The following is a 22,671-nucleotide window of genomic DNA, read 5'->3' as shown; positions in this document are numbered from 1 at the left end:
TCAGATGGCATTGTACTTCGCGATGCGTTTCCGTCACTGCCAGCTCGCCACGCCGCCGTGGCGCGAGCATGTGCCGCTGTGATGTTGGCTGAAACTATACGAGCCGTCGCGGCATTGGGCCGTTGCGCCCGCGGGGACGGTGCCGGAGCGCGTGTGCGCGGGTGAATGGATGACGTTGCCGTCGTGGTTGACGTAGTGGCCGTGGTTGTCGAGGTCGGATTCGTCGGGTTGCGGCTGGTACTGATATTGATCGCCGCGATAGCCGAACGCGCCGGGTGTCCACACGACGCTCGCCGCGATCAGCGCGGTAACCGCGAACGCACGCAGCACGCGCATCGATGCGTGTCGCTTCATCTTCTTGTTCTCTCTCGTTGTTGTTGTTTATCGCGCATCGCTGCGCTGCCTCTCATCCGCGCAAGAAAAAAGCGGAGTCCCTTTATCGGGTACTCCGCTTCGCGAGGCAAGCAGCTGTGACTGTTCTTGACGCTTACACGTTGAACAGGAAGTTCATGACATCCCCGTCATGCACGACGTACTCCTTCCCTTCCGCCCGCATCTTCCCAGCTTCTTTAGCACCTTGCTCGCCCTTATAAGCGATGTAGTCATCGAACGAAATCGTCTGCGCGCGGATAAAGCCGCGTTCGAAATCCGTATGAATCGCCCCGGCGGCTTGCGGCGCCGTATCGCCGATATGAATCGTCCACGCGCGCACTTCCTTCACGCCCGCCGTGAAGTACGTGTGCAAACCAAGCAGCTTGAACCCCGCGCGAATCACGCGATTCAAGCCCGGCTCGTCCATGCCCATGTCAGCCAGGAATTCGATCTTGTCGGCATCTTCGAGATCGGCGATTTCCGCTTCGATCGCCGCGCACACCGCGACCACCGGCGCGTTCTCCGCTTCTGCGTGCTTGCGCACCGCGTCGAGATACGGGTTGTTCTCGAAACCGTCGTCCTTCACGTTCGCGACGTACATCGTCGGCTTCGACGTGATCAGGCACAGCGGCTTGATGGTCAACTGCTCTTCGTCGGTCAGCGAGAGACCACGCACCGGCTTCGCCTGATCCAGTTGCGCGCGCACCTTCTCGAGCACGGCGACGAGCTTCGCCGCTTCCTTGTCGTTGCCCGACTTCGCCGCCTTCGAATAACGCGTGAATGCCTTTTCGACCGTCGCCAGATCCGCGAGCGCGAGTTCGGTGTTGATGACTTCGATATCCGCGATCGGGTCGATCTTGCCCGCGACGTGGATCACGTTCTCGTCCTCGAAGCAGCGCACGACATGCGTGATCGCATCCGTCTCGCGGATGTTCGCGAGAAACTGGTTGCCGAGGCCTTCACCCTTCGACGCACCCGCGACGAGCCCCGCGATATCGACGAACTCGACCACCGCCGGCAGGATGCGCTCGGGCTTCACGATTTCGGCGAGCGCGTTCAGACGCGCGTCCGGCACTTCGACCACGCCGACATTCGGCTCGATCGTGCAGAACGGATAGTTCTCGGCGGCGATGCCCGCCTTGGTCAAAGCATTGAAAAGTGTGGACTTACCGACATTGGGCAAGCCGACGATGCCGCATTGGAGGCTCATGGGATCCTTCGAACTGGTGAGACGGCGCGGGCCGCGCGGGTTTCGTCAAAAATGGTGCGCAAAGAGCGGGCGAGAACCGCCCGCCACGCTGCGGCCGCGTCAGACGGCCGGGCAAACCGCTATTGTAACGCCGCGCTGGCACGCGCAAGCGCGGCCCTCGGCCCGCAAACCCGTTCGAACCCCACGGCTATAATGCCCGCATGACTCCGCATCCCCTCAGATTTCACGCTGTCGTCGTCGGCGGCGGGCTCGTCGGCAAGACGGCAGCGCTCGCGCTCGCGCAATCCGGCCTGCGCACCGCGCTTGTCGCGTCGCGTGCCCTCGGCCTGCCGCCGGGCGCGGCGTTCGATTCGCGCATCTACGCGCTGTCCTCGAGCTCGCAGGCGCTGCTGGAGCGGCTGCGCGTCTGGCAGGCGCTCGATCGCTCGCGTCTCGGTCCGGTGCTCGACATGCGTGTTTTCGGCGATGCTCACGCGGAACTGCACTTTTCGGCGTTCCAGGCGTCGGTGCCGCAGCTCGCGTGGATCGTGGAATCGTCGCTGATCGAACAGTCGCTCGATGCCGCGTTGCGCTTCCAGCCGAGCCTCTCGTGGTTCGAGTCGCGCGCACAGGGCATGACGATCGAAACCGACGCGGCGCATGTCGCGCTCGCGAGCGGCGAAATGCTCGAAACGGATCTGATCGTCGGCGCGGATGGCGCGCATTCCTGGGTGCGCGCGCAGATGGGCGCGAAGATGAATCGACGCGATTACCGGCAAACGGGTGTCGTCGCCAATTTCCGGGCAGAGCGGCCGCACGGCGAAACCGCGTATCAATGGTTCCGCGATACGGAAATCATTGCGCTGCTGCCGTTGCCCGGCGATCACGTTTCGCTCGTCTGGTCGGCGCGCACGGAGCACGCCGACGAACTGCTCGCGCTCGATCCCGCCCAACTCGCGGCCCAGGTCGAACAGGCGACGCAAAACATGCTCGGCACGCTCGATTGCGTGACGCCCGCACAGGGTTTTCCGCTCGGGCTGCAGACCGTCGACAAGCTGATCGCGCCGCGCGTCGCGCTCGTCGGCGATGCCGCGCATCTTATTCACCCGCTCGCGGGGCAGGGCATGAACCTCGGCCTGCGCGACGTGGCCGCGCTCGCGGATGTCATCGCGAATAAGGAGTCGTTCCGTGATCTCGGCGATCCGATTCTGCTGCGCCGCTACGAACGCGCGCGCCGCGAAGACATCCAGAAGCTCATGTTCGCGACCGACGGCCTGCAACGGCTCTTTTCCGTGCCGGGCACGCTCGCGCGCGCGGTCCGTAATACCGGCATGGCGTTCGTCGGCGCGCAGCCGCTCATCAAGCGCTGGCTGGTATCGGCGGCACTTGGTTGAAACAGTCCATTGATATTCCATTTGGCGCCACGCTCAAGCGACTCACAGGAAACCGCATGAAAACCACTTTTCGTATCGCCCTCGCGACGGCTGCCGCGCTCGCCGTGACGCTCAGCATCGGCTGTTCGGCACAGGCCGATGAAACCACCGACAAGATCAAGTCGACGCTCGAAGCGCGCATGGGCGACGCCACCATCAAGAGCATCCAGAAGACCCCCGTGCCGGGACTCTACGAAGTGAATCTCGGCTCGCAGATCGTCTATAGCGATGCGACCGGCAACTACGTGCTGATCGGCGATCTCGTCGATACGCGCAGCAGCCAGAACCTCACCGAGGCGCGCCTCGCGGAAACGAACAAGATCGACTTCGCGAAGCTGCCGTTCGAGAACGCGGTGAAGGTCGTGAAGGGCAACGGCAAGCGCAAGATCGCGGTGTTCTCCGATCCGAACTGTCCGTATTGCAAGCAGCTCGAATCGACGCTGAAATCGATCGACAACGTGACGGTCTACACCTTCCTGTACCCGGTGCTGTCGCCCGATTCGACGGCCAAATCGAAGTCGATCTGGTGCTCGCAGGATCGCGCGAACGCGTGGGAAGGCTGGATGCTCGACCGCAAGACGCCGACCATGGCGGCGTCGTGCGACACGACCGCCATCGACAAAAACCTGAAGCTCGGCCGCTCGATGAACGTCACCGGCACGCCGACCGTGTTTCTCGCCGATGGCCGGCGTCTGCCGGGCGCAGTGCCCGCCGACCGGCTCGAAAAGGAACTGTCAGCCACGCACTGATCGCGGCTCGAACGAAGAAGGGAGGCGCGTGATGCGCCTCCTGTGTTTTTACGGCCTTGCTTTTGCGAAAGCGCAGCGTAAAGAAGCAAGGCGCCGGGCGTGGCCAGGCGCGCCCAGAACAAGAACAAGGACATCGAGATGACTACGCTCACGCAAACGATGCAGCCCGTCCGCTACCGCATCGTTCCAAAAAATCCCGCCGCGCATCTCTTCGAAGTGACGCTCACCGTCGCAGAGCCGGATCCGGCCGGCCAGCGGTTCATGTTGCCGGTCTGGATTCCGGGCAGCTACATGATCCGCGAGTTCGCGCGCAACATCGTGACGCTGCAGGCGTTCAACGCGGCGGGTCGCAAGATCGCGATCGAAAAGACCGACAAGCACGCGTGGCAAGCCGCGCCGGTCGACGGACCGATCACGCTGCGCTACGAGGTCTACGCGTGGGACATGTCGGTGCGCGCGGCGCATCTGGACGACACGATCGGCTTCTTCAACGGGACGAGCACGTTCCTCGCCGTGGAAGGGCAGTCGGCGGCGCCGTGCATCGTCGATATCGAACCGCCGCCGGGCGGCGCGTATCGCAACTGGCGCGTCGCGACGGCGCTCGCCGAAGCGCGCGGCACGAAGCGCTACAGCTTCGGCAGCTACGAAGCGGCGAATTACGACGAACTCGTCGATCAACCCGTCACACTCGGTGAATTCGCGCTCGGCAGCTTTACCGCGCACGGCGTGAAGCACGACATCGTGATCTCGGGGCACGTCGTCAATCTCGACATGAACCGGCTCACCGCGGATCTGAAGCGCGTGTGCGAAGCGCAGATCGCGCTGTTCGAGCCGCGTACGAAGAAGGCGCCGGTGGACCGCTACGTGTTCATGACCGTCGCCGTCAGCGATGGTTACGGCGGGCTGGAGCATCGCGCATCGACGGCGCTGATCTGCAATCGCACCGATCTGCCGGTGCAGGGCCGCCCGGAAACGACCGAAGGCTATCGCACCTATCTCGGCCTGTGCAGCCACGAGTACTTCCATACGTGGAACGTGAAGCGCATCAAGCCGGCGGCGTTCGCGCCGTACGATCTGTCGCAGGAGAATTACACGACGCTGCTGTGGCTCTTCGAAGGCTTCACGTCCTACTACGACGATCTTTTGCTCGTGCGCAGCGGCCTCATTTCGGCGGGCGACTACTTCAATCTGCTCGGCAAGACGATCGGCGGCGTGCTGCGCGGCACGGGGCGGCTCAAGCAGTCCGTCGCGCAAAGCTCGTTCGATGCGTGGGTGAAGTACTACCGCGCCGACGAAAACGCGCCGAACGCGATCGTCAGCTATTACCAGAAGGGCTCGCTCGTCGCGCTGGCGTTCGATTTGTCGATTCGCGCGCAAACCGACAACCGCAAATCGCTCGACGATGTGATGCGCCTCCTGTGGCAGCGCTACGGGCGCGAGTTCTACAACGGCCGGGCGCGCGGCATTCTGGAGGAAGACGTCGAGGCGCTCTTCGCCGAAGCGACCGGCGCGGACCTGCGCTCGCTCTTCCGCGATGGCGTGCGCGGCACGCGCGATCTGCCGCTCGATGCGCTGTTCGAGCCGTTCGGCATCGCGATGACGCCCGATTTGCCGGGCAACGGCGCGTCGGTCAAACCTTCGCTCGGCGCGCGCGTGCGGGGCGGCGCGGATTGCACGCTCGCTGTCGTCCATGAAGGCAGCGCGGCGCAGAAAGCGGGATTGTCGGCGGGTGATGTGCTCGTCGCGATCGACGGACTGCGCGTCGCCGGCTCCAATCTCGACGCACTGTTGTCGCGCTATCTGCCGGGCGCGAAGGTGGACGTACACGCGTTCCGCCGCGACGAGCTGCGCCGCACCGAGGTCAAGCTCGACGGGCCGGAAATCGCGCGCTACGTGCTAACGGCCATCGACGGACGCGGCCCGTCGAAACAATGGCGCGAGCGCTGGCTGAAAGGCTGAGTCGGCAAAGTGTGGCGGATTGTTCTACCGATGCAACAATCCGTCATGACTGGATGGCTTTTTCTCGGGCGTCGAAAAACGAAGAATGCTTCCTAAGCCGGGCGCCGACGGTGCCCGAAACCCGATCAAGGAACAGGAAGCCATCATGACGACGATTCTGCAAATCAACTCCGCCGCCCGTTCGCAAGGTGCTCAATCGACGCTGCTCGCCGATGAACTGACCGCGAAGCTGCAACAAAGCAACCCGGGCGCAAAGTTGGTCGTGCGCAATCTGCTAGGCGACAGCCTGCCGCATCTCGACGACGCCACGCTCGGCGCGTTCTTCACGCCCGCCGATCAGCGCAGCGCGGAACAAACGGCGATCAACGCGAAGAGCGAAGCGCTGATCGCCGAGCTGCAAGCGGCGGATATCGTCGTGATCGCAGCGCCGCTGTACAACTTCGGTATCTCGTCGCAACTGAAGACGTATTTCGACTGGATCGCGCGTGCCGGCATCACGTTCACCTATACCGCGAACGGTCCGGAAGGCCTCGTGAAGGGCAAGAAGGTGTACGTTGTCTCGGCGCGTGGCGGCAAGTACGCGGGCACGCCGAACGATTCGCAGACGCCGTTCCTCACGACGTTCCTCGGTTTCCTCGGCATGACCGACGTGAGCTTCATCTACGCCGAAGGCCTGAACATGGGGCCGGAAGCGGCTGGCGCGGCGCTGGCGTCGGCGCGTGAGGCGATTGCTGCTGTTTAAGCGTCTCCGCTTCGATAAAAAAACCCCGCTGATGCGGTAATGCCGTTCAGTTAAGACTGGACGGCGTTTTTGTTTGTGCAGCGAGAATGGGTTGTAAACGAAGCGCCGGGCTGTTAACTTCTCGGTGCGATGCTTGCCAACCACCTCACGTACCTGATCGAAGCACAAGAGCCGGCCGATCTGCGACGGTTGGCCGAGCATCTGCCCTACGAGTGGGTCGAGCGTGCGGTCCAGGCGACTGGTACGGCGAGCATCCGGCGCCGGCGCTTACCGGCCGAACAGGTGGTGTGGCTGGTCATTGCGTTAGCGATGTACCGGCACTGGTCGATTAGCGAGGTACTCGACAGTCTCGATCTGGCCTTGCCCAACGAGGGCGCGCCGTTTGTCAGCAAGAGCGCTGCGACGCAGGCGCGCCAACGCGTTGGCGAAGCGCCGATGGCGTGGCTGTTTGAACAAACTGCACGAGCGTGGACCGCTCAGGACGCGGCTCACCATGCGTTCAAGGGGTTAAGTCTGTGGGCGATGGATGGCACCACACTGCGCACTCCAGACAGTCCGGCCAACCGCGAGCACTTTGGCGCGCAGGGATATGCCAGCGGCAAGGTAGCGAGTTATCCGCAGGTGCGCGCCGTGACGCTCACTGCGATCCCGACGCACCTGATCGCCGATATCAATTTCGGTCGCTACGACACCAACGAGATGGTGTACGCCAAGAGCCTGCTGGCGCAGATCCCGGAAGACTCGCTGACGGTATTCGACAAGGGCTTCCTGGCCGCAGAGATTTTGTGCGGCCTCACGATGAACGCGCACAATCGCCACTTCCTGATTCCCGCCAAAGCGAACACCCGCTGGGACGTGATCTCCGGAACCGCTGAGGATGCGACGGTACGCATGCGCGTGTCACCCCAGGCGCGCAAGAAATGCCCGGCTTTGCCCGAATCATGGAATGCGCGGGCGATCCGGGCCGTAGACGCGCGCGGACGCGAACGCGTACTGCTGACTTCGCTGATGGATCGCCGACGCTTCAAACCCGCTGATATCGTTGCCTGCTACGAGCGCCGCTGGCAGATCGAAACCAGTTACGCAGAGCTCAAGCAATCGATGCTGGGTTCAGAGTTGACCTTGCGCAGCCGCACCGTCGAAGGAGTCTATCAGGAGATATGGGGCGCATTGATCGCCTACAACCTGATTCGACGTGAGATCGCGAGCGCCGCGCGAGAAGCGAAACTTGCCCCGACTGATATCAGCTTCGTGCGAGCCCTCCACACGATCCAGCACGAGATGATGTGGGCGGCCCTCACGCCGGCGTTTGCAAAATTACCCGCCTGCCTTCAGCGTCTGCGCGAACGACTGAAGTCGCTTCCCAATGAAAAACGACCCGGGCGCGCATGCGACCGAGTCGTCAAATCCCGCCCCAAACGTTACTCCGTTCGGCATCTTAGAAAAGACCTTAACTGAACGGCATTACCGCTGATGCGGGGTTTTTTTTTCAGGCGAGCAATTCCGGCTCGGCGGGCAATCGCCAGTCGATCGCGTCGCGGCCGTGCTTCGTCAGGTATTCGTTCGCGAGCGCAAAATGCCCGCAGCCGAAAAATCCGCGATACGCCGACAGCGGCGAAGGGTGCGCCGACTCCAGCACGCAATGCGCTTTCCCCGTGCCTTCGATCAAGCCGCGCTTCGCCTGCGCGTGCGCGCCCCAAAGCATGAACACGAGCCCGTCGTGATGCTGCGCCATTTCGTGGATCAGCGTATCGGTGCATTGCTCCCAGCCGCGTTTCGCATGACTGCCGGCCTTATCGCGCTCGACGGTCAGCGACGTGTTGAGCAACAGCACGCCTTGCTTCGCCCATGAATCGAGACAGCCGTGCGTGGGCGCGGGAAAACCGAGACTCGCGTGAATCTCCTTGAAGATGTTGCGCAACGACGGCGGCGGACGCACCGGCGCGGGCACCGAGAACGCCAGGCCGTGCGCTTGCGGCGCGCCCTTGTCCTCGCCGTGATACGGGTCTTGTCCGAGAATCACGACCTTCACGTCGCCGGGACTCGTGAGACGCAGCGCGCGGAAGACATCGGCGGGATAAACCGTCTTGCCGGCGGCGCGCTCTGCATCGACGAATGCGCACAACGCTGCGTAATGCTTGCCGTCGATGAAAGGCTTCAGATGGCGGCGCCAGTCGGCGGGCAGCGCCTCGAACTGGCTTTCGAGCGTCGTAAAAGTCGATGCTGCCGCGGATTCGTTATCCGCGAAGAGGGAAGTCTGTTGGCTCATGCTCGGGCGTTGCGGGTTTTTTCGGGCTCGCGCAGGAGATATCCGCGCTGGGCCTTGCTGAGATCCTCGGGGACGATCTCGGGAAACGCGCCGCGTAGTTCCGCGGCGAGCATCGAAAGCGCGCCTTCTTCGCCGGATTTCAGTTCCAGCTCCAGCTCGCTGATGTCCGCGCGACGCGTCTCGCCGTCGACTTCGGCGGTGATCTGGCCGAGATCCAGCGCGACTTCGATCTGCGAACCCTCGCGCTCGATGTCCCACACGATGCGCCTGAAGTCGGTCTTGAAGAGCGCGATCAGATCGGGCGCGGCGCGTTCCAGCGCCTGGCGTGCCGCGTCGTTGTCGCAGGCGGCGATCAGCGCGTCGATTTCGAGCGCTTCGCCTTTCACGGGCAGTTCCCATTCGTGACGGTTGCTCAATCCCGCGACCGATTTGCCGAGCGTCTTGAACGTCTGCAGCCATTGCTCCGGCGTGCGGCGCAGGCGCAGCGCGGACTTCGCCTTCGCGAGCGCGCAGTCCGGCGTGTCGAAATAGACGTTGGCAAGCTCGATCGGCTTGCCCGCGCCGGTGCGTTCGTCGAAGAAGCGCGCGACGTCGTCGTGTTGCGACGGCGCGAGCGCCAGTTTGAGTTCCCGTTCGATGCCCATGCGGTTCCTGTCGATGAAATCAGAAGAACATGCGCGCGAGTTCCGCGCCGGGGTCGTCGGCGCGCATGAACGCTTCGCCGACGAGGAACGTATGCACACGCATCGCGCGCAACCGTTCGACATCGAGGCGCGACAGAATGCCCGATTCCGTCACGACGATGCGGTCATCCGGCACCGATTCCAGCATGCCGATGGTCGTGTCGATCGTCGTCTCGAACGTGCGCAGATTGCGGTTGTTGATGCCGATGAGCGGCGTCTTCAGCGTGAGCGCGTCACGCAGTTCGTCGGCGTCGTGCACTTCGACCAGCACCGCGAGCCCGAGCGAATGCGCGTAGGCTTCGAGATCCTGCATGTGCGAGAGTTCGAGCGCGGCGGCGATCAGCAGGATGCAGTCCGCGCCCATCGCGCGCGCTTCCATGATCTGATACGGATCGACGATGAAGTCCTTGCGCAGCACCGGCAGGCTGCACGCGGCGCGCGCTTCCTCCAGATACGCGACGCTGCCCTTGAAGAACTGCACGTCGGTGAGCACGGAAAGGCACGCGGCGCCGCCTTGCTCGTATGAGCGCGCGATGTCGGCGGGCACGAAGTTCTCGCGCAGCACGCCTTTCGACGGACTCGCTTTCTTGACTTCGGCAATGACCGCCGCCTGATTCGCCGCATGCTTCGCCCGCAACGCGCCGACGAAATCGCGCAGGTCGCGCGAACTGGCTTCGAGCTTCAGCTCTTCGAGCGGCGCGCTCTGTTCGGCGGCGCGAATTTCCTCGCGCTTGACCGCGATGATGCGTTCCAGAATGTCACTCATATTGGCTTCCGTTATTTCTTCGCGAACTGCTGCGTGAACTTCGCGAGCGTTTCGATTTTCTCGCGCGCCGCGCCGCTTTCGATCGCTTCGCGCGCGGCGGCCATGCCGACGGCGATCGAATCGACGATATCCGCAGCATAGAGCGCCGTGCCGGCATTCAATGTGACGATCTCGCGCGCGACGCCCGCCTTGTTGTTCAGCGCGCCGAGCAGCATGGCCTTCGATTCCTGCGCGTCCTGCACCTTCAACGAGCGATTCGACACCATCTGCAGGCCGAAATCCTCCGGATGAATCTCGTACTCGGTCACTTCACCGTTCTTCAGTTCGCCGACTTTCGTCGCGGCGCCGAGCGACACTTCGTCCATGCCGTCCTTGCCGTACACCACCAGCACGTGTTTCGCGCCGAGACGCTGCATCACACGCACCTGAATGCCGACGAGATCTTCGTGAAACACGCCCTGAAGCTGGTTCGGCGCGCCGGCCGGATTCGTCAGCGGCCCGAGAATATTGAAGATGGTCCGCACGCCGAGTTCGCGGCGCACGGGCGCGATGTTCTTCATCGCCGGATGATGGTTCGGCGCGAACATGAAGCCCATGCCGGTTTCGGCAATCGACGCGGCCACTTGTTCCGGTGTCAGATCGATGTTCACGCCGAGCGCTTCGAGCACGTCCGCGCTGCCCGATTTGCTCGACACGCCGCGGTTGCCGTGCTTCGCGACTTTCGCGCCCGCCGCGGCGGCCACGAACATCGACGCGGTGGAGATGTTGAAGGTGTGCGAGCCGTCGCCGCCCGTGCCGACGATATCGACGAAATTCGAGTTGTCCTCGACTTCGACGTGATTCGCGAACTCGCGCATCACGGTCGCGGCGGCTGCGATCTCGCCGATGGTTTCCTTCTTCACGCGCAAGCCGGTGATGATCGCGGCCGCCATGACGGGCGACATCTCGCCGCGCATGATCTGGCGCATGAGGTGCAGCATCTCGTCGTGAAAGATCTCGCGATGCTCGATCGTGCGTTGCAGCGCTTCCTGTGCGGTGATGGTCATATGCTTAGGCCCGCTTCCCGGACGAAGAGTGCTTCACGAAGTTTTCCAGCAGCGCGTGGCCGTGCTCGGAAAGAATGGATTCCGGATGGAACTGCACGCCTTCCACTTCGAGTTCCCTGTGGCGCACGCCCATGATTTCGCCGTCCGGCGTCCATGCGGACACTTCCAGACAGTCGGGCAAAGACTCGCGCTCAATTGCGAGCGAGTGATAGCGCGTCACGTTGAAGTGTTTGGGCAGGTCGGCGAACACGCCTTTACAGTCGGTCTCGATCTGGCTCACCTTGCCGTGCATGATGGTCTGCGCGCGCACGACGCGCCCGCCGAACGCCTCGCCGATCGCCTGATGGCCGAGGCATACGCCGAGAATCGGCAGCTTGCCGGAGAATTCGCGCAGCACGTCGAGCGTGATGCCCGCGTGTTGCGGATTGCTCGGCCCCGGCGAAAGGCAGATGCGCTCCGGGCTGAGCTTCGCGATTTCGTCGAGCGTGATTTCGTCGTTCCGATACGTGTGCACGTCCTCGCCGAGTTCGCCGAAGTACTGGACCAGGTTGTAGGTGAAGGAATCGTAGTTGTCGATCATCAGCAGCATGGTCTTGTCTCCTCAGAAGTCGCTGTCGAGGCCGTCTTGCACTTGCTCGGCGGCGCGGAGCACGGCGCGCGCCTTGTTCTCCGTTTCCTGCCATTCGGATTCGGGCACCGAATCGGCGACGACGCCCGCTGCCGCCTGAACGTAGAGATTGCCCTTGTGGATCAGGCCGGTACGAATCGCGATCGCGAGATCCATTTCGCCGCTGAACGACAGATAGCCGACTGCGCCGCCGTACAGACCGCGCTTGACCGGCTCCAGTTCGTCGATGAGTTCCATCGCGCGGACCTTCGGCGCGCCGGACAGCGTGCCGGCGGGGAAGGTCGCGCGCAGCACGTCGTAGTTGTTCATGCCGTCCTTGAGCTTGCCTTCGACCGAGCTCACGATGTGCTGCACGTGCGAATACTTCTCGATGATCATCTTGTCCGTCACGGAAACCGAGCCCGTCTGCGCAATTCGGCCGACGTCGTTGCGCGCGAGGTCGATCAGCATCACGTGTTCGGCGACTTCCTTCGGATCGTTCAGCAGTTCGGTGGCGAGTTCGGCATCGCGCTCGGGCGTGTTGCCCCGCGGACGCGTGCCTGCGAGCGGACGAATCGTCACGATGCGATCGTCCGCGCGTTTTTCCTGACGCACCAGAATTTCCGGCGACGCGCCGACCACATGCATTTCGCCGCCGAAGTTGTAGTAGTACATGTACGGCGACGGATTCAGCGAACGCAGCGCACGATACAGCGAAAGCGGGTTGTCGCGGAACGGCTTGATGAGGCGCTGGCCAACCTGCACCTGCATCAGTTCGCCGGCCGCGATGTATTCCTTCGCGCGGCGCACGGCGTTCAGATAGTCGTCCTTCTTGAACTCGCGGAAGGTCTCAGTGCGCACGCTCGCGGACGTCACCGGCGGTTGAACCGTCGTACGCAGACGCGCGCGCAGTTCGCGCAGACGATGCTTCGCTTTGGCATACGCTTCGGGCCGGGTCGGATCGGCGTAGACGATCAGATAGAGCTTGCCCGCGAGGTTGTCGATGACCGCGACTTCTTCGGTCAGCAGCAGTTGAATGTCGGGCAGGTTGAGATCGTCGGGCGGCGCGGTGTGCGCGAGCTTCTTCTCGATGTAGCGCACCGCGTCATAACCGAAGTAGCCGGCGAGACCGCCGCAGAAACGCGGCAGGCCCGGACGCGTCGCGACTTTGAAGCGCTTCTGATATTGCTCGATGAACGCGAGTGGATCGCCTTCATCCGTCTCGACGACGTTGCCGTCCGTGACGACTTGCGTCTTGCCGTTCTGCACGCTCACGGTCGTGCGGGCCGGCAGCCCGATGAACGAGTAGCGCCCGAAGCGCTCGCCGCCCACGACGGATTCCAGTAGGAACGAGTTCGCGCCGTTGCGCTCGGTCTGCGCGAGCTTGAGGTAGAGCGAGAGCGGCGTTTCGAGGTCGGCGAGGGCTTCGGCGATGAGCGGAATGCGGTTGTAGCCTTCGTTCGCCAGCGATTGGAATTCGAGTTCGGTCATGTTGCGATCCTTGAGCGACGCGCGCTTTCAGGGTGGCGCGGCATCGGGGAGTGCAGGGCGCTGCGGTCGGTCGAATCCCGTGATGATCGCATACGGCGACCCCGCCGCTTCGAATTGTCGAAGCGGAAAAGGCGACTCGCGCAGCACGACACAAGACGTGCCTGAGCGAGGCTCGATATACGACGAATCAGCGGGACGGCGCGGGAATGCGCAGCGAAACAAAAAACGGATGCTGAAGCGGATGAAGCGAATCGCGACATGGCTTCAGCGAACCTCGGGCGAGGTTAGCGCGACCAGCGACGCCAGGGCCAGGCTCCCCGGTCGATGCTGCTCAGACTCCGTTTTCTGTTGAGAAACATGAATGGATGGACTTATTCAGTGAGTGTGGCATCCGGCGGCGCCAAGGTGGCAGCGATCGCCAGCGCTGCGGTGCGCAGCGAGGAAACTATACCATCGGATTTCACCGATTGCACAGGTTTCCCATGGTTGTAGCCGTACGGAACGGTCAGGGTCGCGAGGCCGGCGGCGCGGCCTGCGAGCGCATCGTTCTCCGAATCGCCGACCGCTACGGTTTCTCGTGGCAGGACGTCCAGGCGTTCGCATGCGGTGAGCATCGGTAGTGGATCCGGCTTCTTCGCGGGCAGCGAATCGCCGCCGAGAATCACCTTGAAGAAATCCGCGATGCCGAAGTGCGCGAGCAACTCCACCGCGAACCGATGCGGCTTGTTGGTCACACACGCCAGCACGATACCGCTTTCGCGCATCGCTTCGAGGCCTTCTTTCACTTCCGGGAAGAGCGCCGAATGCTTGCCGTTGACCTTCGCGTATTCGCTTTGATAGATCGCGAGCGCGTCGTCGAATTGCGCGACCGCTTGCGAAGGCGACAGGCGCACCGCGAGCACGCTGCGAATCAGATTCTCCGAGCCCTTGCCGACGTAGCCAGTGACTTCATCGCGCGTGACCGGCTGTTCGACGCCGATGCGCGCAAGCATCGCGTTCAATGCGGCAACGAAATCGTCCGCTGTGTCGACCATCGTGCCGTCGAGGTCGATGATGGCCGCCCGGATCGGGCGGTTCACGAAAGGCGACTGCGCCGCCGCGATTTCACTCATGCCTTCGCTCCCGATTCGACCTTGGCCAGTTCCGCGCGCATCGCGTCGATGACCTGCTTGTAGTCGGGTTTGCCGAAAATGGCGGAGCCCGCGACGAACGAATCGGCGCCCGCCGTGGCGATTTCCGCGATGTTGTCGATCTTCACGCCGCCGTCGACTTCCAGATGGATCTCGCGGCCGGTGCGATCGCGATACGCATTGATGCGCGCACGCGCCTCGCGCACCTTGTTGAGCGCCTCGGGAATGAACGATTGCCCGCCGAATCCCGGATTCACCGACATGATCAGCACGAGATCGACCTTGTCCATCACGTGATCGAGGTAATTGAGCGGCGTCGCGGGATTGAACACGAGGCCCGCCTTGCAGCCGTGATCGCGGATCAGCGACAGCGTGCGGTCGATGTGATCCGAACCTTCCGGGTGAAAACTGATCACATTGGCGCCGGCTTTCGCGAAATCGGGCACGATGCGGTCGACCGGGCGCACCATCAGATGCACGTCGATGGGCACGTCCACGTGCGGCCGGATGGCTTCGCACACCAGCGGACCGATCGTCAGATTCGGCACGTAGTGGTTGTCCATGACGTCGAAGTGGATCCAGTCGGCGCCGGCGGCGACGACGTTGCGGACTTCTTCGCCAAGGCGGGAGAAGTCGGCGGAAAGGATGCTGGGAGCGATGTGGAATTGCGCCATGGACGTATGCGGGTAGCGGCCTAAAGCGGTGATTTTAACCCGCGTTTTCGTTCAAGTCCCTCGGCCGAATGGCCAACGGATGGCGTGCGAACCTGGGCTCGGGCGCCAATCGTGTTGCGGGCGCCGCTCGCATCAAGCAGAATGCCAGACCAATGGCGGCGCGTCCGCGCGCTTTTATCCGCGCTTTCGTCCGGCGACGCAGCGAGCAGTTGAACTGGAATTGGAGCGACGATGAGCCAGTACGAATTCAGCGTTTCCGTGGAGACGCGGTATTTGCCCGAGCAGTCCGACCCGGATAGCCGGCAGTACGCATTCGCCTACACGCTGACGATCCGCAACACCGGTCAGGTCGCGGCGCAATTGATTTCGCGACACTGGATCATCACCGACAGCAACGATCACGTGCAGGAAGTGAAGGGGCTCGGCGTCGTCGGACATCAGCCGCTTCTGCCTCCGGGCGAGCAGTTCGAGTACACGAGCTGGGCAGTGATCGCGACGCCGGTCGGCACGATGCGCGGCGAGTATTTCTGCGTGGCCGAAGATGGCGAGCGTTTCGAGGCGCCTGTAGCGGAATTTGCATTGCATATGCCGCGCACGCTCCATTGAGAAACCGGCGGCACGCGGCGCGTATCAGCGCCGTTTCGCCGGATCGTTCGAGCGGTTCTGGTTCTTCTTCTTGCCCGAAGCCGTCCACACGACGATGAAGATCAGCAAGGCGAGCGCCACGAGCGACTCGAGCGCAAAAATAAGCATTGGACATTCGTCGAACAGATCAAACATGGCGGTTCCCATCAAGAACGAGCATTGTATGCGTTTCGTGCGGCCGACCGCGCGAGCAGCGGCCTGGGCCGCATCGATTGCAACCGCTGTCCTGCTCGCCTCGTGCGGCGGCGGAAACTACGTGAAGCCGGGTCCGGGCACGGCGACCGGCACGCCGACCGTCCCCGGACAGCGCGCCGCATCGCGGCTCACGGCGGTGAGCTGGCAGCAGGTGCCGGGCTGGCAGGACGATTCGCTGATCGGCGCGACAGCCGCGCTTCGTCAGAATTGCAGCCGGCTCTCGCGGCAGGCCAACTGGCAGAAGGCGTGCTCGGCGGCGCTTCGGCTCGACGACCTCGATATGTCGGCGGCGCGCAGCTTCTTCGAAACCTATTTCACGCCCTTCCAGCTTGCCAACACCGACGGCACACTCGATGGTCTCGTGACCGGCTATTACGAGCCGCTGCTGCGCGGCTCGCGCACGCGTCACGGGCCGTATCAATACCCGCTGTATCGCTGGCCGTACCGCTACAAGCCCGGTTCCGCGTTGCCTGCGCGCGCGCAACTCGAACGTTCGGGTGTATTGAACGGCAACGAACTGGTGTGGGTCGACGATCAGATCGAAGTGTTCTTTCTGCAGGTGCAGGGTTCCGGACGCGTCACGATGGAAGACGGCAGCGTAATGCGCGTCGGCTTCGGTGGCACGAACAATCAGCCGTACCGATCGATCGGCAAGGAATTGCTCGATCGCGGCGAGTTCACGCCCGCGCAGGCGACGATGCAAGGCATCAAGGCCTGGGCGAAAGCGAACCCGGCGCGTGTCGACGCGCTGCTGGACGTGAATCCGCGCTTCGTGTTCTTCCGCGAAATGCCCGCGAACGAAACGATGCCCGCGAGTCTGGGCGATGGACCCGTTGGCGCGCTCGGCGTGCCCTTGACGCCGGAACGCTCGATCGCGGTCGATCCCTCTGCCATCCCGCTCGGCACGCCCGTCTTTCTTCAGACGACGCGTCCGCTCAGCAACCAGCCGATGAACCGTCTCGTGTTCGCGCAAGACACCGGCACGGCAATCAAGGGCGGTGTGCGCGCGGATTACTTCTGGGGTCTCGGCGACGATGCCGGCGATCTCGCCGGACGCATGAAGCAGGGCGGCAGGATGTGGCTGCTATTGCCGAACTCCTGATTCCCGCGTCCCCTCAGGGCGATAAAAAAAGCTCGCGGCTCTTATGGCTCGCGAGCTTTTTTACGTCATGACGTCATGTTGCGGCGATCGATCACGCGCCGCGCCTTTCCGACCGAACGTTCGATGCCGTTCACCGCGAGCACGTTCACCACTGCACTCACGCCGATCAGCGCCTTGATGTCGTAGGCGAGCGCGGCCCTCGCGCTGTCGAGCGCCACCGCGTCGGGCGCCGATTCCGGACAAGGCTCCACGTTCAGCGTGAAAACATCGAGCGGGCCTTCCTTGGTGAGCACGATCTGATAGTGCGGCGCGAGCACTGGACGCTTGAGCAGCAACTCTTCGATCTGCGTCGGGAAGACGTTCACGCCGCGCACGATCATCATGTCGTCGGAGCGACCGGTGATTTTCTCCATGCGACGCATCGTGCGAGCGGTGCCGGGCAAGAGGCGCGTCAGGTCGCGCGTGCGATAGCGGATGATCGGCAGCGCTTCTTTGGTGAGCGACGTGAACACGAGTTCACCAAATTCGCCATCGGGCAGCACTTCGCCGGTTTCCGGATCGATGATTTCGGGATAAAAGTGATCTTCCCAGATCGTCGGACCGTCCTTCGTCTCAGCGCATTCGGACGCCACGCCCGGCCCCATCACTTCCGAGAGCCCGTAAATGTCGACGGCGTCGATGCCCATGCGCGCCTCGATCGCGCGACGCATGTCGTTCGTCCACGGCTCCGCGCCGAAGATGCCGATGCGCAGCGAGCAAGTCGCCGGCTCGATGCCCTGGCGCTCGAGTTCATCGGCGATCGAGAGCATGTAGCTCGGCGTGACCATGATGATGTCAGGACGGAAGTCCTGAATCAGTTGCACCTGCTTTTCGGTCTGGCCACCGCCGAACGGGATCACCGTGAGGCCCGCGCGTTCCGCACCGTAATGCGCGCCGAGACCACCGGTGAAAAGTCCATAACCGTAGCTCACGTGAACCTTGTCGCCACGTCGTGCGCCGGCCGCGCGAATCGAGCGTGCGACGAGATTCGCCCAGTTGTCGAGATCCTGCGCCGTATAGCCTACGACTGTCGGCTTGCCCGTCGTGCCGGAGGACGCGTGAATGCGCGAAACACGCTCCTGAGGCACGGCGAACATGCCGAACGGATAGTTGTCGCGCAGATCCTTCTTGGTCGTGAAGGGGAACCGCGCGAGGTCCGAAAGCGAAGTGACGTCATCCGGATGCACGCCGGCTTCGTCGAACTTGCGCCGATAGACCGGCGAATTTTCGTAGGCGTGTTTGAGCGACCATTTGAGGCGCTCGAGTTGCAGCGCCGCGAGTTCGTCGCGGCTCGCCTTCTCGATGGGCTCGAGCGGCAGCGGTGTGGTCATTGCTGTCTCCTTGATGCTGACTGTGCGGCGCGGCTTTTCATGCCACGTCCGTTATATGGACGAGTCCCGTCACGCGGGGATCACGGTGCCTTTGATCTGCGCCGACTTGCCGCGAAACATCGCGACCGCTTCGCCTTCCCGATTCGTGACACGGATATCGTAGATTCCGGTCCGGCCGCTCAAGGTCTGCTCGATTGCCTCGGCAGTCAACCGATCACCGCCACGCACGGGACGGAGAAACTCGATCGAGCAACCTGCGGCGACCGTGCAGATGTTGTACGAATTGCAGGCGAAGGCGAACGCGGAGTCCGCCAGCGTGAACATCAGGCCGCCGTGGCAAATCGCATGGCCGTTGAGAAAATCGGGCCGCACGTCCATTTGCAATCGCGCATAGCCGGGCCGCACTTCGATCAGCTCGATGCCGAGTGCGCGCGTGCATGCGTCCGCTTCGTACATGGCGTTGGCCGTGGCTTCCGCGAGTTGTTGTGGCGTCACAGGTGTCTCCAAATTGATTCGGTTTTCACAGACCTTCGAAGCGCGGCGCGCGTTTCTCCTTGAACGCGGCGACACCCTCGATGTAATCGGGCGAAGCACCCAACTCGCGCTGCAGGTCGCGTTCGAGGTCGAGCTGCTGGTCGAAAGTCTTGTTCGCGCTCGCGCGGATCGCCTGTTTGATTGCGACGACCGCACGCGCTGGCTGTTGCGCGAGTTGCGCGGCCAGATGCGCTGCCGCTTGTTGCAACTCGGCGTCTTCGACGACGCGCCACACGATGCCCCAGGCCTCCGCTTTTTCCGCGCTGAGCTTTTCGCCGGTCAGTGCGAGACCGAGCGCGCGAGCCTCGCCTACGCGGCGCGGCAGGAGCCATGTTCCGCCCGAATCCGGCACGAGGCCGATCTTCACGAATGCCTGAATGAAGCTCGCCGATCGCGCCGCGACGACGAGGTCGCACGCCATCGCGAGATTCGCGCCCGCGCCCGCGGCCGTGCCGTTCACAGCGGCGATGACAGGCAGCGGCATGGCCTGCAGTCTTCGCACCAGCGGATTGAAGTACTCGTCGATCAGGTCACCGAGATCCGACATCGAACCGGGCGTGAAATCCAGATCCGCGAGATCCTGGCCCGCGCAAAATCCGCGGCCGGCGCCGGTAATGACCAGCGCGCGTGCGTTGGCCGCCTCGATTTCAGTGAGCGCCTGATTCAGTTCGCGATGCATCTCGCGTGTGAAGCTGTTCAGCTTGTCGGGTCGATTGAGCGTCAACGTCGCTACGCGCGTTTCGACATCGACGTGGAACAACACGGACTTCTCTGTCATTGCTTCTCCTCTGTCGCCGAATCTGGCCGCGGCGGCCGTGCTGACCGGTTTCCTTACATGCCGATACTAGCCGCGCGGCTCGCTGCTTTCCATTAGGCCGAATGGCATAAGCCGTTTGCACGGCGATTCGGCCTTTACCCGTCGGTAGTTTGGCTTATGCCGTTTGGCCGACTTCCGCTTGCGCGGCCTTCGGGGCAACATGAACTCGGCTCTGCACCACGCGGAAGCGGTTGGCGACGAAAGCGGCGTCGGAGAGCGCAGCGTTGGCTGCCGGATTCGCGCCCGTTCCGTGGAAGTCCGAGAACGCAGCCGTCTGATTGACGAACACGCCGCCCGTGAGGTTGATCGAGAGCGCGACTCCGCCTTCGATGGCTGCTTCATGTGCGGCTTCGATCACCTTGTCATCCGTGCTGTAGACCGACAACGTCAGCGCGCCGTGCGTGCGCGCGATCGAGCCGGCGAGTTCGAGCGATTGGGCGGTCGAGTCGGTGGCGACGATGAACGAGATCGGACCGAACCATTCCTTCGTGAACTTGGCTTCGTCCGTGCGCGCGTCGAGCGCAAGCACGAGCGGGGTGTGCACGCGCGCGTCGGGGAACGCCGGGTGCGCGAGTGATTGGCTGTCGAGCAGAACGTCGCCGAGTTTGCGCGCTTCGGTGACGCGTTCCACGACGCCTTCGTTCTGGATTGCGCCCATGAATTCGACCGCGCGTGCCGGATCGGATACCAGTTTTTCGACGGCGCTCGCGAGTGCTTTCGCGACGTCATCGAAGCTCAGTTGGCCGTCAGCAGTACGGATGCCATCGCGCGGCACGTAGATGTTCTGCGGCGCCGTGCACATCTGGCCGGAATAGAGGGCGAGCGAGAAGGCGATGTTGCGGGCGGCGGCCTTCATGTCGTCCACGGAGTCGATGACGATCTGATTCACGCCCGCCTTCTCCGTGTACACCTGCGCCTGATGCGCGTTTCGTTCGAGCCAGGTGCCGTTTTGCGTGCTGCCCGTGAAATCGATCAACTTGATTTCGGGACGCACGGCCAGTTCCTGAACCAGGGCGCCGTCGTTGGATTCGGTGGCGAGCAGGGTGACGACGTTCGGATCGAATCCCGCCTCGCGAAGCACTTCACGCGCGATTCGCACGGTGATTGCGAGCGGCAGGATTGCGCCGGGGTGCGGCTTGACAATGACGGTGTTGCCAGTCGCGAGATCGGCGAACATGCCGGGATAGCCGTTCCAGGTCGGGAAGGTGCAGCAGCCGAGCACGAGCCCCGTGCCGCGCGGGACGATGGAGAAGCGCTTTTGCATCGCGAGCGGCGGATTCTTGCCTTGCGGTTTTTCCCAATGCGCCTCGGCGGGAATGCGGCGCAACTGGTCCCACGCGTAGACGACTGCTTCGAGCGCGCGGTCTTGCGCGTGCGGGCCGCCTGCCTGGAAAGCCATCATGAACGCCTGGCCGGTCGTGTGCATCACGCTGTAGGCAATTTCGAAGCTGGCGCGGTTCAGACGCGACAGGATTTCGAGGCTCACGCCGACCCACGCTTGCGGGCCGGCGGCGCGCCATTTCGCTTGCGCGTCGGCCGCGGCGCGAATGAGCGCGTCAGGGTCGGCTTTCTGATAGCTGATGTCGAGCGAAAGGCCGAACGGCGAGCGCTCTTTGCCGATTGTCTCGCCAGTCGAAGGCTGATCGAGTTCGAAGGTCTTGCCGAAGTGGGCTTTGAACGCGGCCTCTCCATCGGCGTTGGCCGTTTCCCCGTACACTTTGGGGCTCGGCATCTCGGCAAACGGGCTCCAGTAGCCGCGCGTTTCGATGGCTGCGAGCGCTTTGTCGAGCGTCGCTTCGTGCTTCGTGAATAGCGGATGTGTCATGGTCGCGAGAAGAGAACGAGGGGAAGTTGCCGGGCCGAATAATTAACCGACCGGTTGGTTGGTAATGGTAGCATTATCGAGATGATGTGACGACGTCTTTTCATTAGGGCTTACCTGAGGATCCCAAGGAGGGAGCGAATGGCATACGAGAATCTGCTGGTCGAAACGCGCGGTCGGGTTGGGCTGATCACGCTGAACCGTCCGAAAGCGCTCAATGCGTTGAACGACGCGCTGATGGACGAACTGGGCACCGCCCTCAAGGCCTTCGACGCCGACGAGGACATCGGCGCGATCGTCCTGACGGGCAGCGAGAAGGCGTTCGCTGCCGGAGCCGACATCGGCATGATGGCCAGCTATTCCTATATGGATGTCTACAAGGGCGACTACATCACGCGCAATTGGGAAACGATCCGCACGATTCGCAAGCCGATCATCGCGGCGGTTGCGGGCTTCGCGCTCGGCGGCGGCTGTGAACTTGCGATGATGTGCGACATCGTCATCGCCGCCGATACGGCCAGGTTCGGGCAGCCCGAGATCAAGCTTGGTGTGATTCCCGGCGCGGGAGGTACTCAGCGCTTGCCGCGCGCGGTCTCCAAAGCGAAGGCGATGGATCTCTGCCTGACTGCCCGCATGATGGATGCGAACGAGGCTGAGCGTGCGGGGCTGGTGTCGCGTGTCGTCGGGGCCGATCGCCTTCTCGATGAGGCCGTCGAAGCCGCGACGATCATCGCCGGTTTCTCGCTTCCCGCCGTGATGATGGCCAAGGAGGCAGTCAACCGCGCTTACGAGACGACGCTTGCCGAAGGTGTGCATTTCGAAAGGCGCTTGTTCCATTCGCTGTTTGCCACCGAAGATCAGAAGGAAGGCATGGCGGCGTTTGTCGAGAAGCGAAAGCCGGTCTTCAAGCATCGGTGATCTTTTTCGAGAAAGCGCTTGCACTTCTCGATCTCGCTCACTAGAATTCCGTTCCTTCGCGATTCGTGAACGCGAAGGAAGCGGGAATAGGCGGTATCGGTGGTGCGCTTGGGATCGGTTGTAGAAGGTGCTGAGCGCGGTTGGCAAGAAGAGAAAAG

General features: G+C 63.0%; 23 protein-coding genes. 8 read left to right on the top strand and 15 right to left on the bottom strand.

Annotated elements, in window-relative coordinates; translation table 11 throughout:
* Positions 1-33: 33 nt before the first annotated feature.
* Positions 34-354, bottom strand: a complete 321-nt coding sequence (locus tag PQR08_RS34430) for a DUF3761 domain-containing protein (protein ID WP_408163843.1) — start codon at positions 352-354, stop codon at positions 34-36.
* 133 nt (positions 355-487) lie between these two features.
* Positions 488-1,582 carry a redox-regulated ATPase YchF gene (ychF, locus tag PQR08_RS34425; RefSeq protein WP_187609508.1) on the bottom strand — a complete coding sequence of 365 codons (1,095 nt, stop codon included), beginning with the start codon at positions 1,580-1,582 and terminating at the stop codon, positions 488-490.
* A 200-nt stretch (positions 1,583-1,782) separates the two neighbouring features.
* Here ychF and PQR08_RS34420 point away from each other — a divergent pair, with 200 nt between their 5' ends.
* The 5 genes from PQR08_RS34420 (at position 1,783) to PQR08_RS34400 (ending at position 7,902) form a co-directional block, all read left to right on the top strand.
* Positions 1,783-2,955: a UbiH/UbiF family hydroxylase gene (locus tag PQR08_RS34420; protein WP_408163841.1), complete on the top strand. Its 1,173-nt coding sequence runs from the start codon at positions 1,783-1,785 to the stop codon at positions 2,953-2,955.
* A gap of 56 nt (positions 2,956-3,011) precedes the next feature.
* On the top strand, positions 3,012-3,743 hold the full coding sequence (locus tag PQR08_RS34415; RefSeq protein WP_408163840.1) for a DsbC family protein: 732 nt from the start codon (positions 3,012-3,014) through the stop codon (positions 3,741-3,743).
* Positions 3,744-3,902: 159 nt separating this feature from the next.
* Positions 3,903-5,702: a M61 family metallopeptidase gene (locus tag PQR08_RS34410; protein WP_408163870.1), complete on the top strand. Its 1,800-nt coding sequence runs from the start codon at positions 3,903-3,905 to the stop codon at positions 5,700-5,702.
* A gap of 145 nt (positions 5,703-5,847) precedes the next feature.
* The gene (locus PQR08_RS34405; RefSeq protein WP_371880552.1) at positions 5,848-6,444 is read left to right on the top strand and encodes an FMN-dependent NADH-azoreductase; all 597 of its coding nucleotides are present in this window, start codon (positions 5,848-5,850) and stop codon (positions 6,442-6,444) included.
* A gap of 129 nt (positions 6,445-6,573) precedes the next feature.
* Positions 6,574-7,902 (top strand): IS4 family transposase, encoded by a 1,329-nt coding sequence (locus tag PQR08_RS34400; protein ID WP_239294545.1) that lies wholly within the window; start codon positions 6,574-6,576, stop codon positions 7,900-7,902.
* Positions 7,903-7,933: 31 nt separating this feature from the next.
* Here PQR08_RS34400 and PQR08_RS34395 read toward each other — a convergent pair whose 3' ends face one another.
* The 8 genes from PQR08_RS34395 to rpe form a co-directional block, all read right to left on the bottom strand.
* Positions 7,934-8,713 (bottom strand): uracil-DNA glycosylase, encoded by a 780-nt coding sequence (locus tag PQR08_RS34395; protein ID WP_408163838.1) that lies wholly within the window; start codon positions 8,711-8,713, stop codon positions 7,934-7,936.
* Positions 8,710-9,357, bottom strand: a complete 648-nt coding sequence (locus tag PQR08_RS34390) for a CYTH domain-containing protein (protein ID WP_035510933.1) — start codon at positions 9,355-9,357, stop codon at positions 8,710-8,712. The genes PQR08_RS34395 and PQR08_RS34390 overlap by 4 nt, the downstream gene beginning before the upstream one ends.
* Before the next feature lie 19 nt (positions 9,358-9,376).
* A complete protein-coding gene (trpC, locus tag PQR08_RS34385; protein WP_408163836.1) occupies positions 9,377-10,162 on the bottom strand; it encodes an indole-3-glycerol phosphate synthase TrpC in 786 nt (261 codons plus the stop codon).
* Positions 10,163-10,173: 11 nt separating this feature from the next.
* A complete protein-coding gene (gene trpD, locus PQR08_RS34380; RefSeq protein ID WP_187609514.1) occupies positions 10,174-11,208 on the bottom strand; it encodes an anthranilate phosphoribosyltransferase in 1,035 nt (344 codons plus the stop codon).
* A gap of 4 nt (positions 11,209-11,212) precedes the next feature.
* On the bottom strand, positions 11,213-11,797 hold the full coding sequence (locus PQR08_RS34375) for an aminodeoxychorismate/anthranilate synthase component II (RefSeq protein ID WP_187609515.1): 585 nt from the start codon (positions 11,795-11,797) through the stop codon (positions 11,213-11,215).
* Between the two features lie 12 nt (positions 11,798-11,809).
* Positions 11,810-13,306 carry an anthranilate synthase component I gene (gene trpE / locus PQR08_RS34370; protein ID WP_187609516.1) on the bottom strand — a complete coding sequence of 499 codons (1,497 nt, stop codon included), beginning with the start codon at positions 13,304-13,306 and terminating at the stop codon, positions 11,810-11,812.
* 371 nt (positions 13,307-13,677) lie between these two features.
* On the bottom strand, positions 13,678-14,418 hold the full coding sequence (locus PQR08_RS34365) for a phosphoglycolate phosphatase (RefSeq protein WP_250484184.1): 741 nt from the start codon (positions 14,416-14,418) through the stop codon (positions 13,678-13,680).
* On the bottom strand, positions 14,415-15,110 hold the full coding sequence (gene rpe, locus PQR08_RS34360) for a ribulose-phosphate 3-epimerase (protein WP_187609518.1): 696 nt from the start codon (positions 15,108-15,110) through the stop codon (positions 14,415-14,417). The genes PQR08_RS34365 and rpe overlap by 4 nt, the downstream gene beginning before the upstream one ends.
* 231 nt (positions 15,111-15,341) lie before the next feature.
* On the opposite strand from rpe, the gene apaG reads away from it, so the two are divergent.
* Positions 15,342-15,716 (top strand): Co2+/Mg2+ efflux facilitator ApaG/CorD, encoded by a 375-nt coding sequence (apaG, locus tag PQR08_RS34355; RefSeq protein WP_035510926.1) that lies wholly within the window; start codon positions 15,342-15,344, stop codon positions 15,714-15,716.
* Positions 15,717-15,740: 24 nt separating this feature from the next.
* Here apaG and PQR08_RS34350 read toward each other — a convergent pair whose 3' ends face one another.
* Positions 15,741-15,863: a hypothetical protein gene (locus tag PQR08_RS34350; protein ID WP_008344434.1), complete on the bottom strand. Its 123-nt coding sequence runs from the start codon at positions 15,861-15,863 to the stop codon at positions 15,741-15,743.
* A 25-nt stretch (positions 15,864-15,888) separates the two neighbouring features.
* Between PQR08_RS34350 and mltA the strand changes: the two genes are divergently transcribed.
* Positions 15,889-17,052 (top strand): MltA domain-containing protein, encoded by a 1,164-nt coding sequence (gene mltA, locus PQR08_RS34345; RefSeq protein ID WP_494410647.1) that lies wholly within the window; start codon positions 15,889-15,891, stop codon positions 17,050-17,052.
* 65 nt (positions 17,053-17,117) lie between these two features.
* On the opposite strand, the gene paaK is transcribed toward mltA, so the two are convergent.
* The 4 genes from paaK to paaN form a co-directional block, all read right to left on the bottom strand.
* A complete protein-coding gene (gene paaK, locus PQR08_RS34340) occupies positions 17,118-18,422 on the bottom strand; it encodes a phenylacetate--CoA ligase PaaK (protein WP_408163830.1) in 1,305 nt (434 codons plus the stop codon).
* A gap of 69 nt (positions 18,423-18,491) precedes the next feature.
* Positions 18,492-18,878 (bottom strand): hydroxyphenylacetyl-CoA thioesterase PaaI, encoded by a 387-nt coding sequence (gene paaI, locus PQR08_RS34335; RefSeq protein ID WP_408163869.1) that lies wholly within the window; start codon positions 18,876-18,878, stop codon positions 18,492-18,494.
* Positions 18,879-18,942: 64 nt separating this feature from the next.
* Positions 18,943-19,734 (bottom strand): 2-(1,2-epoxy-1,2-dihydrophenyl)acetyl-CoA isomerase PaaG, encoded by a 792-nt coding sequence (gene paaG / locus PQR08_RS34330; RefSeq protein ID WP_250484181.1) that lies wholly within the window; start codon positions 19,732-19,734, stop codon positions 18,943-18,945.
* A 154-nt stretch (positions 19,735-19,888) separates the two neighbouring features.
* Positions 19,889-21,598, bottom strand: coding sequence for a phenylacetic acid degradation protein PaaN (gene paaN / locus PQR08_RS34325; RefSeq protein ID WP_408163828.1), 1,710 nt, complete (start codon positions 21,596-21,598; stop codon positions 19,889-19,891).
* 138 nt (positions 21,599-21,736) lie between these two features.
* Here paaN and PQR08_RS34320 point away from each other — a divergent pair, with 138 nt between their 5' ends.
* On the top strand, positions 21,737-22,513 hold the full coding sequence (locus PQR08_RS34320) for an enoyl-CoA hydratase (protein WP_408163826.1): 777 nt from the start codon (positions 21,737-21,739) through the stop codon (positions 22,511-22,513).
* Positions 22,514-22,671: the final 158 nt, after the last annotated feature.

It is taken from the genome of Caballeronia jiangsuensis, from assembly GCF_046030135.1.
In the GTDB taxonomy this organism is placed as follows: domain Bacteria; phylum Pseudomonadota; class Gammaproteobacteria; order Burkholderiales; family Burkholderiaceae; genus Caballeronia; species Caballeronia jiangsuensis.
The sequence above is the reverse complement of the archived record's forward strand: the minus strand, read 5'-3'. Positions and strand labels throughout refer to the sequence as shown.

What these genes read in the sequence shown, in the direction of transcription:
- PQR08_RS34430 (WP_408163843.1), bottom strand. Translation starts at nt 354, where the DNA reads ATGAAGCGACACGCATCGATGCGCGTGCTGCGTGCGTTCGCGGTTACC.
- ychF (WP_187609508.1), bottom strand. Translation starts at nt 1,582, where the DNA reads ATGAGCCTCCAATGCGGCATCGTCGGCTTGCCCAATGTCGGTAAGTCC.
- PQR08_RS34420 (WP_408163841.1), top strand. Translation starts at nt 1,783, where the DNA reads ATGACTCCGCATCCCCTCAGATTTCACGCTGTCGTCGTCGGCGGCGGG.
- PQR08_RS34415 (WP_408163840.1), top strand. Translation starts at nt 3,012, where the DNA reads ATGAAAACCACTTTTCGTATCGCCCTCGCGACGGCTGCCGCGCTCGCC.
- PQR08_RS34410 (WP_408163870.1), top strand. Translation starts at nt 3,903, where the DNA reads ATGCAGCCCGTCCGCTACCGCATCGTTCCAAAAAATCCCGCCGCGCAT.
- PQR08_RS34405 (WP_371880552.1), top strand. Translation starts at nt 5,848, where the DNA reads ATGACGACGATTCTGCAAATCAACTCCGCCGCCCGTTCGCAAGGTGCT.
- PQR08_RS34400 (WP_239294545.1), top strand. Translation starts at nt 6,574, where the DNA reads ATGCTTGCCAACCACCTCACGTACCTGATCGAAGCACAAGAGCCGGCC.
- PQR08_RS34395 (WP_408163838.1), bottom strand. Translation starts at nt 8,713, where the DNA reads ATGAGCCAACAGACTTCCCTCTTCGCGGATAACGAATCCGCGGCAGCA.
- PQR08_RS34390 (WP_035510933.1), bottom strand. Translation starts at nt 9,357, where the DNA reads ATGGGCATCGAACGGGAACTCAAACTGGCGCTCGCGCCGTCGCAACAC.
- trpC (WP_408163836.1), bottom strand. Translation starts at nt 10,162, where the DNA reads ATGAGTGACATTCTGGAACGCATCATCGCGGTCAAGCGCGAGGAAATT.
- trpD (WP_187609514.1), bottom strand. Translation starts at nt 11,208, where the DNA reads ATGACCATCACCGCACAGGAAGCGCTGCAACGCACGATCGAGCATCGC.
- PQR08_RS34375 (WP_187609515.1), bottom strand. Translation starts at nt 11,797, where the DNA reads ATGCTGCTGATGATCGACAACTACGATTCCTTCACCTACAACCTGGTC.
- trpE (WP_187609516.1), bottom strand. Translation starts at nt 13,306, where the DNA reads ATGACCGAACTCGAATTCCAATCGCTGGCGAACGAAGGCTACAACCGC.
- PQR08_RS34365 (WP_250484184.1), bottom strand. Translation starts at nt 14,418, where the DNA reads ATGAGTGAAATCGCGGCGGCGCAGTCGCCTTTCGTGAACCGCCCGATC.
- rpe (WP_187609518.1), bottom strand. Translation starts at nt 15,110, where the DNA reads ATGGCGCAATTCCACATCGCTCCCAGCATCCTTTCCGCCGACTTCTCC.
- apaG (WP_035510926.1), top strand. Translation starts at nt 15,342, where the DNA reads ATGAGCCAGTACGAATTCAGCGTTTCCGTGGAGACGCGGTATTTGCCC.
- PQR08_RS34350 (WP_008344434.1), bottom strand. Translation starts at nt 15,863, where the DNA reads ATGCTTATTTTTGCGCTCGAGTCGCTCGTGGCGCTCGCCTTGCTGATC.
- mltA (WP_494410647.1), top strand. Translation starts at nt 15,889, where the DNA reads ATGGCGGTTCCCATCAAGAACGAGCATTGTATGCGTTTCGTGCGGCCG.
- paaK (WP_408163830.1), bottom strand. Translation starts at nt 18,422, where the DNA reads ATGACCACACCGCTGCCGCTCGAGCCCATCGAGAAGGCGAGCCGCGAC.
- paaI (WP_408163869.1), bottom strand. Translation starts at nt 18,878, where the DNA reads ATGTACGAAGCGGACGCATGCACGCGCGCACTCGGCATCGAGCTGATC.
- paaG (WP_250484181.1), bottom strand. Translation starts at nt 19,734, where the DNA reads ATGACAGAGAAGTCCGTGTTGTTCCACGTCGATGTCGAAACGCGCGTA.
- paaN (WP_408163828.1), bottom strand. Translation starts at nt 21,598, where the DNA reads ATGACACATCCGCTATTCACGAAGCACGAAGCGACGCTCGACAAAGCG.
- PQR08_RS34320 (WP_408163826.1), top strand. Translation starts at nt 21,737, where the DNA reads ATGGCATACGAGAATCTGCTGGTCGAAACGCGCGGTCGGGTTGGGCTG.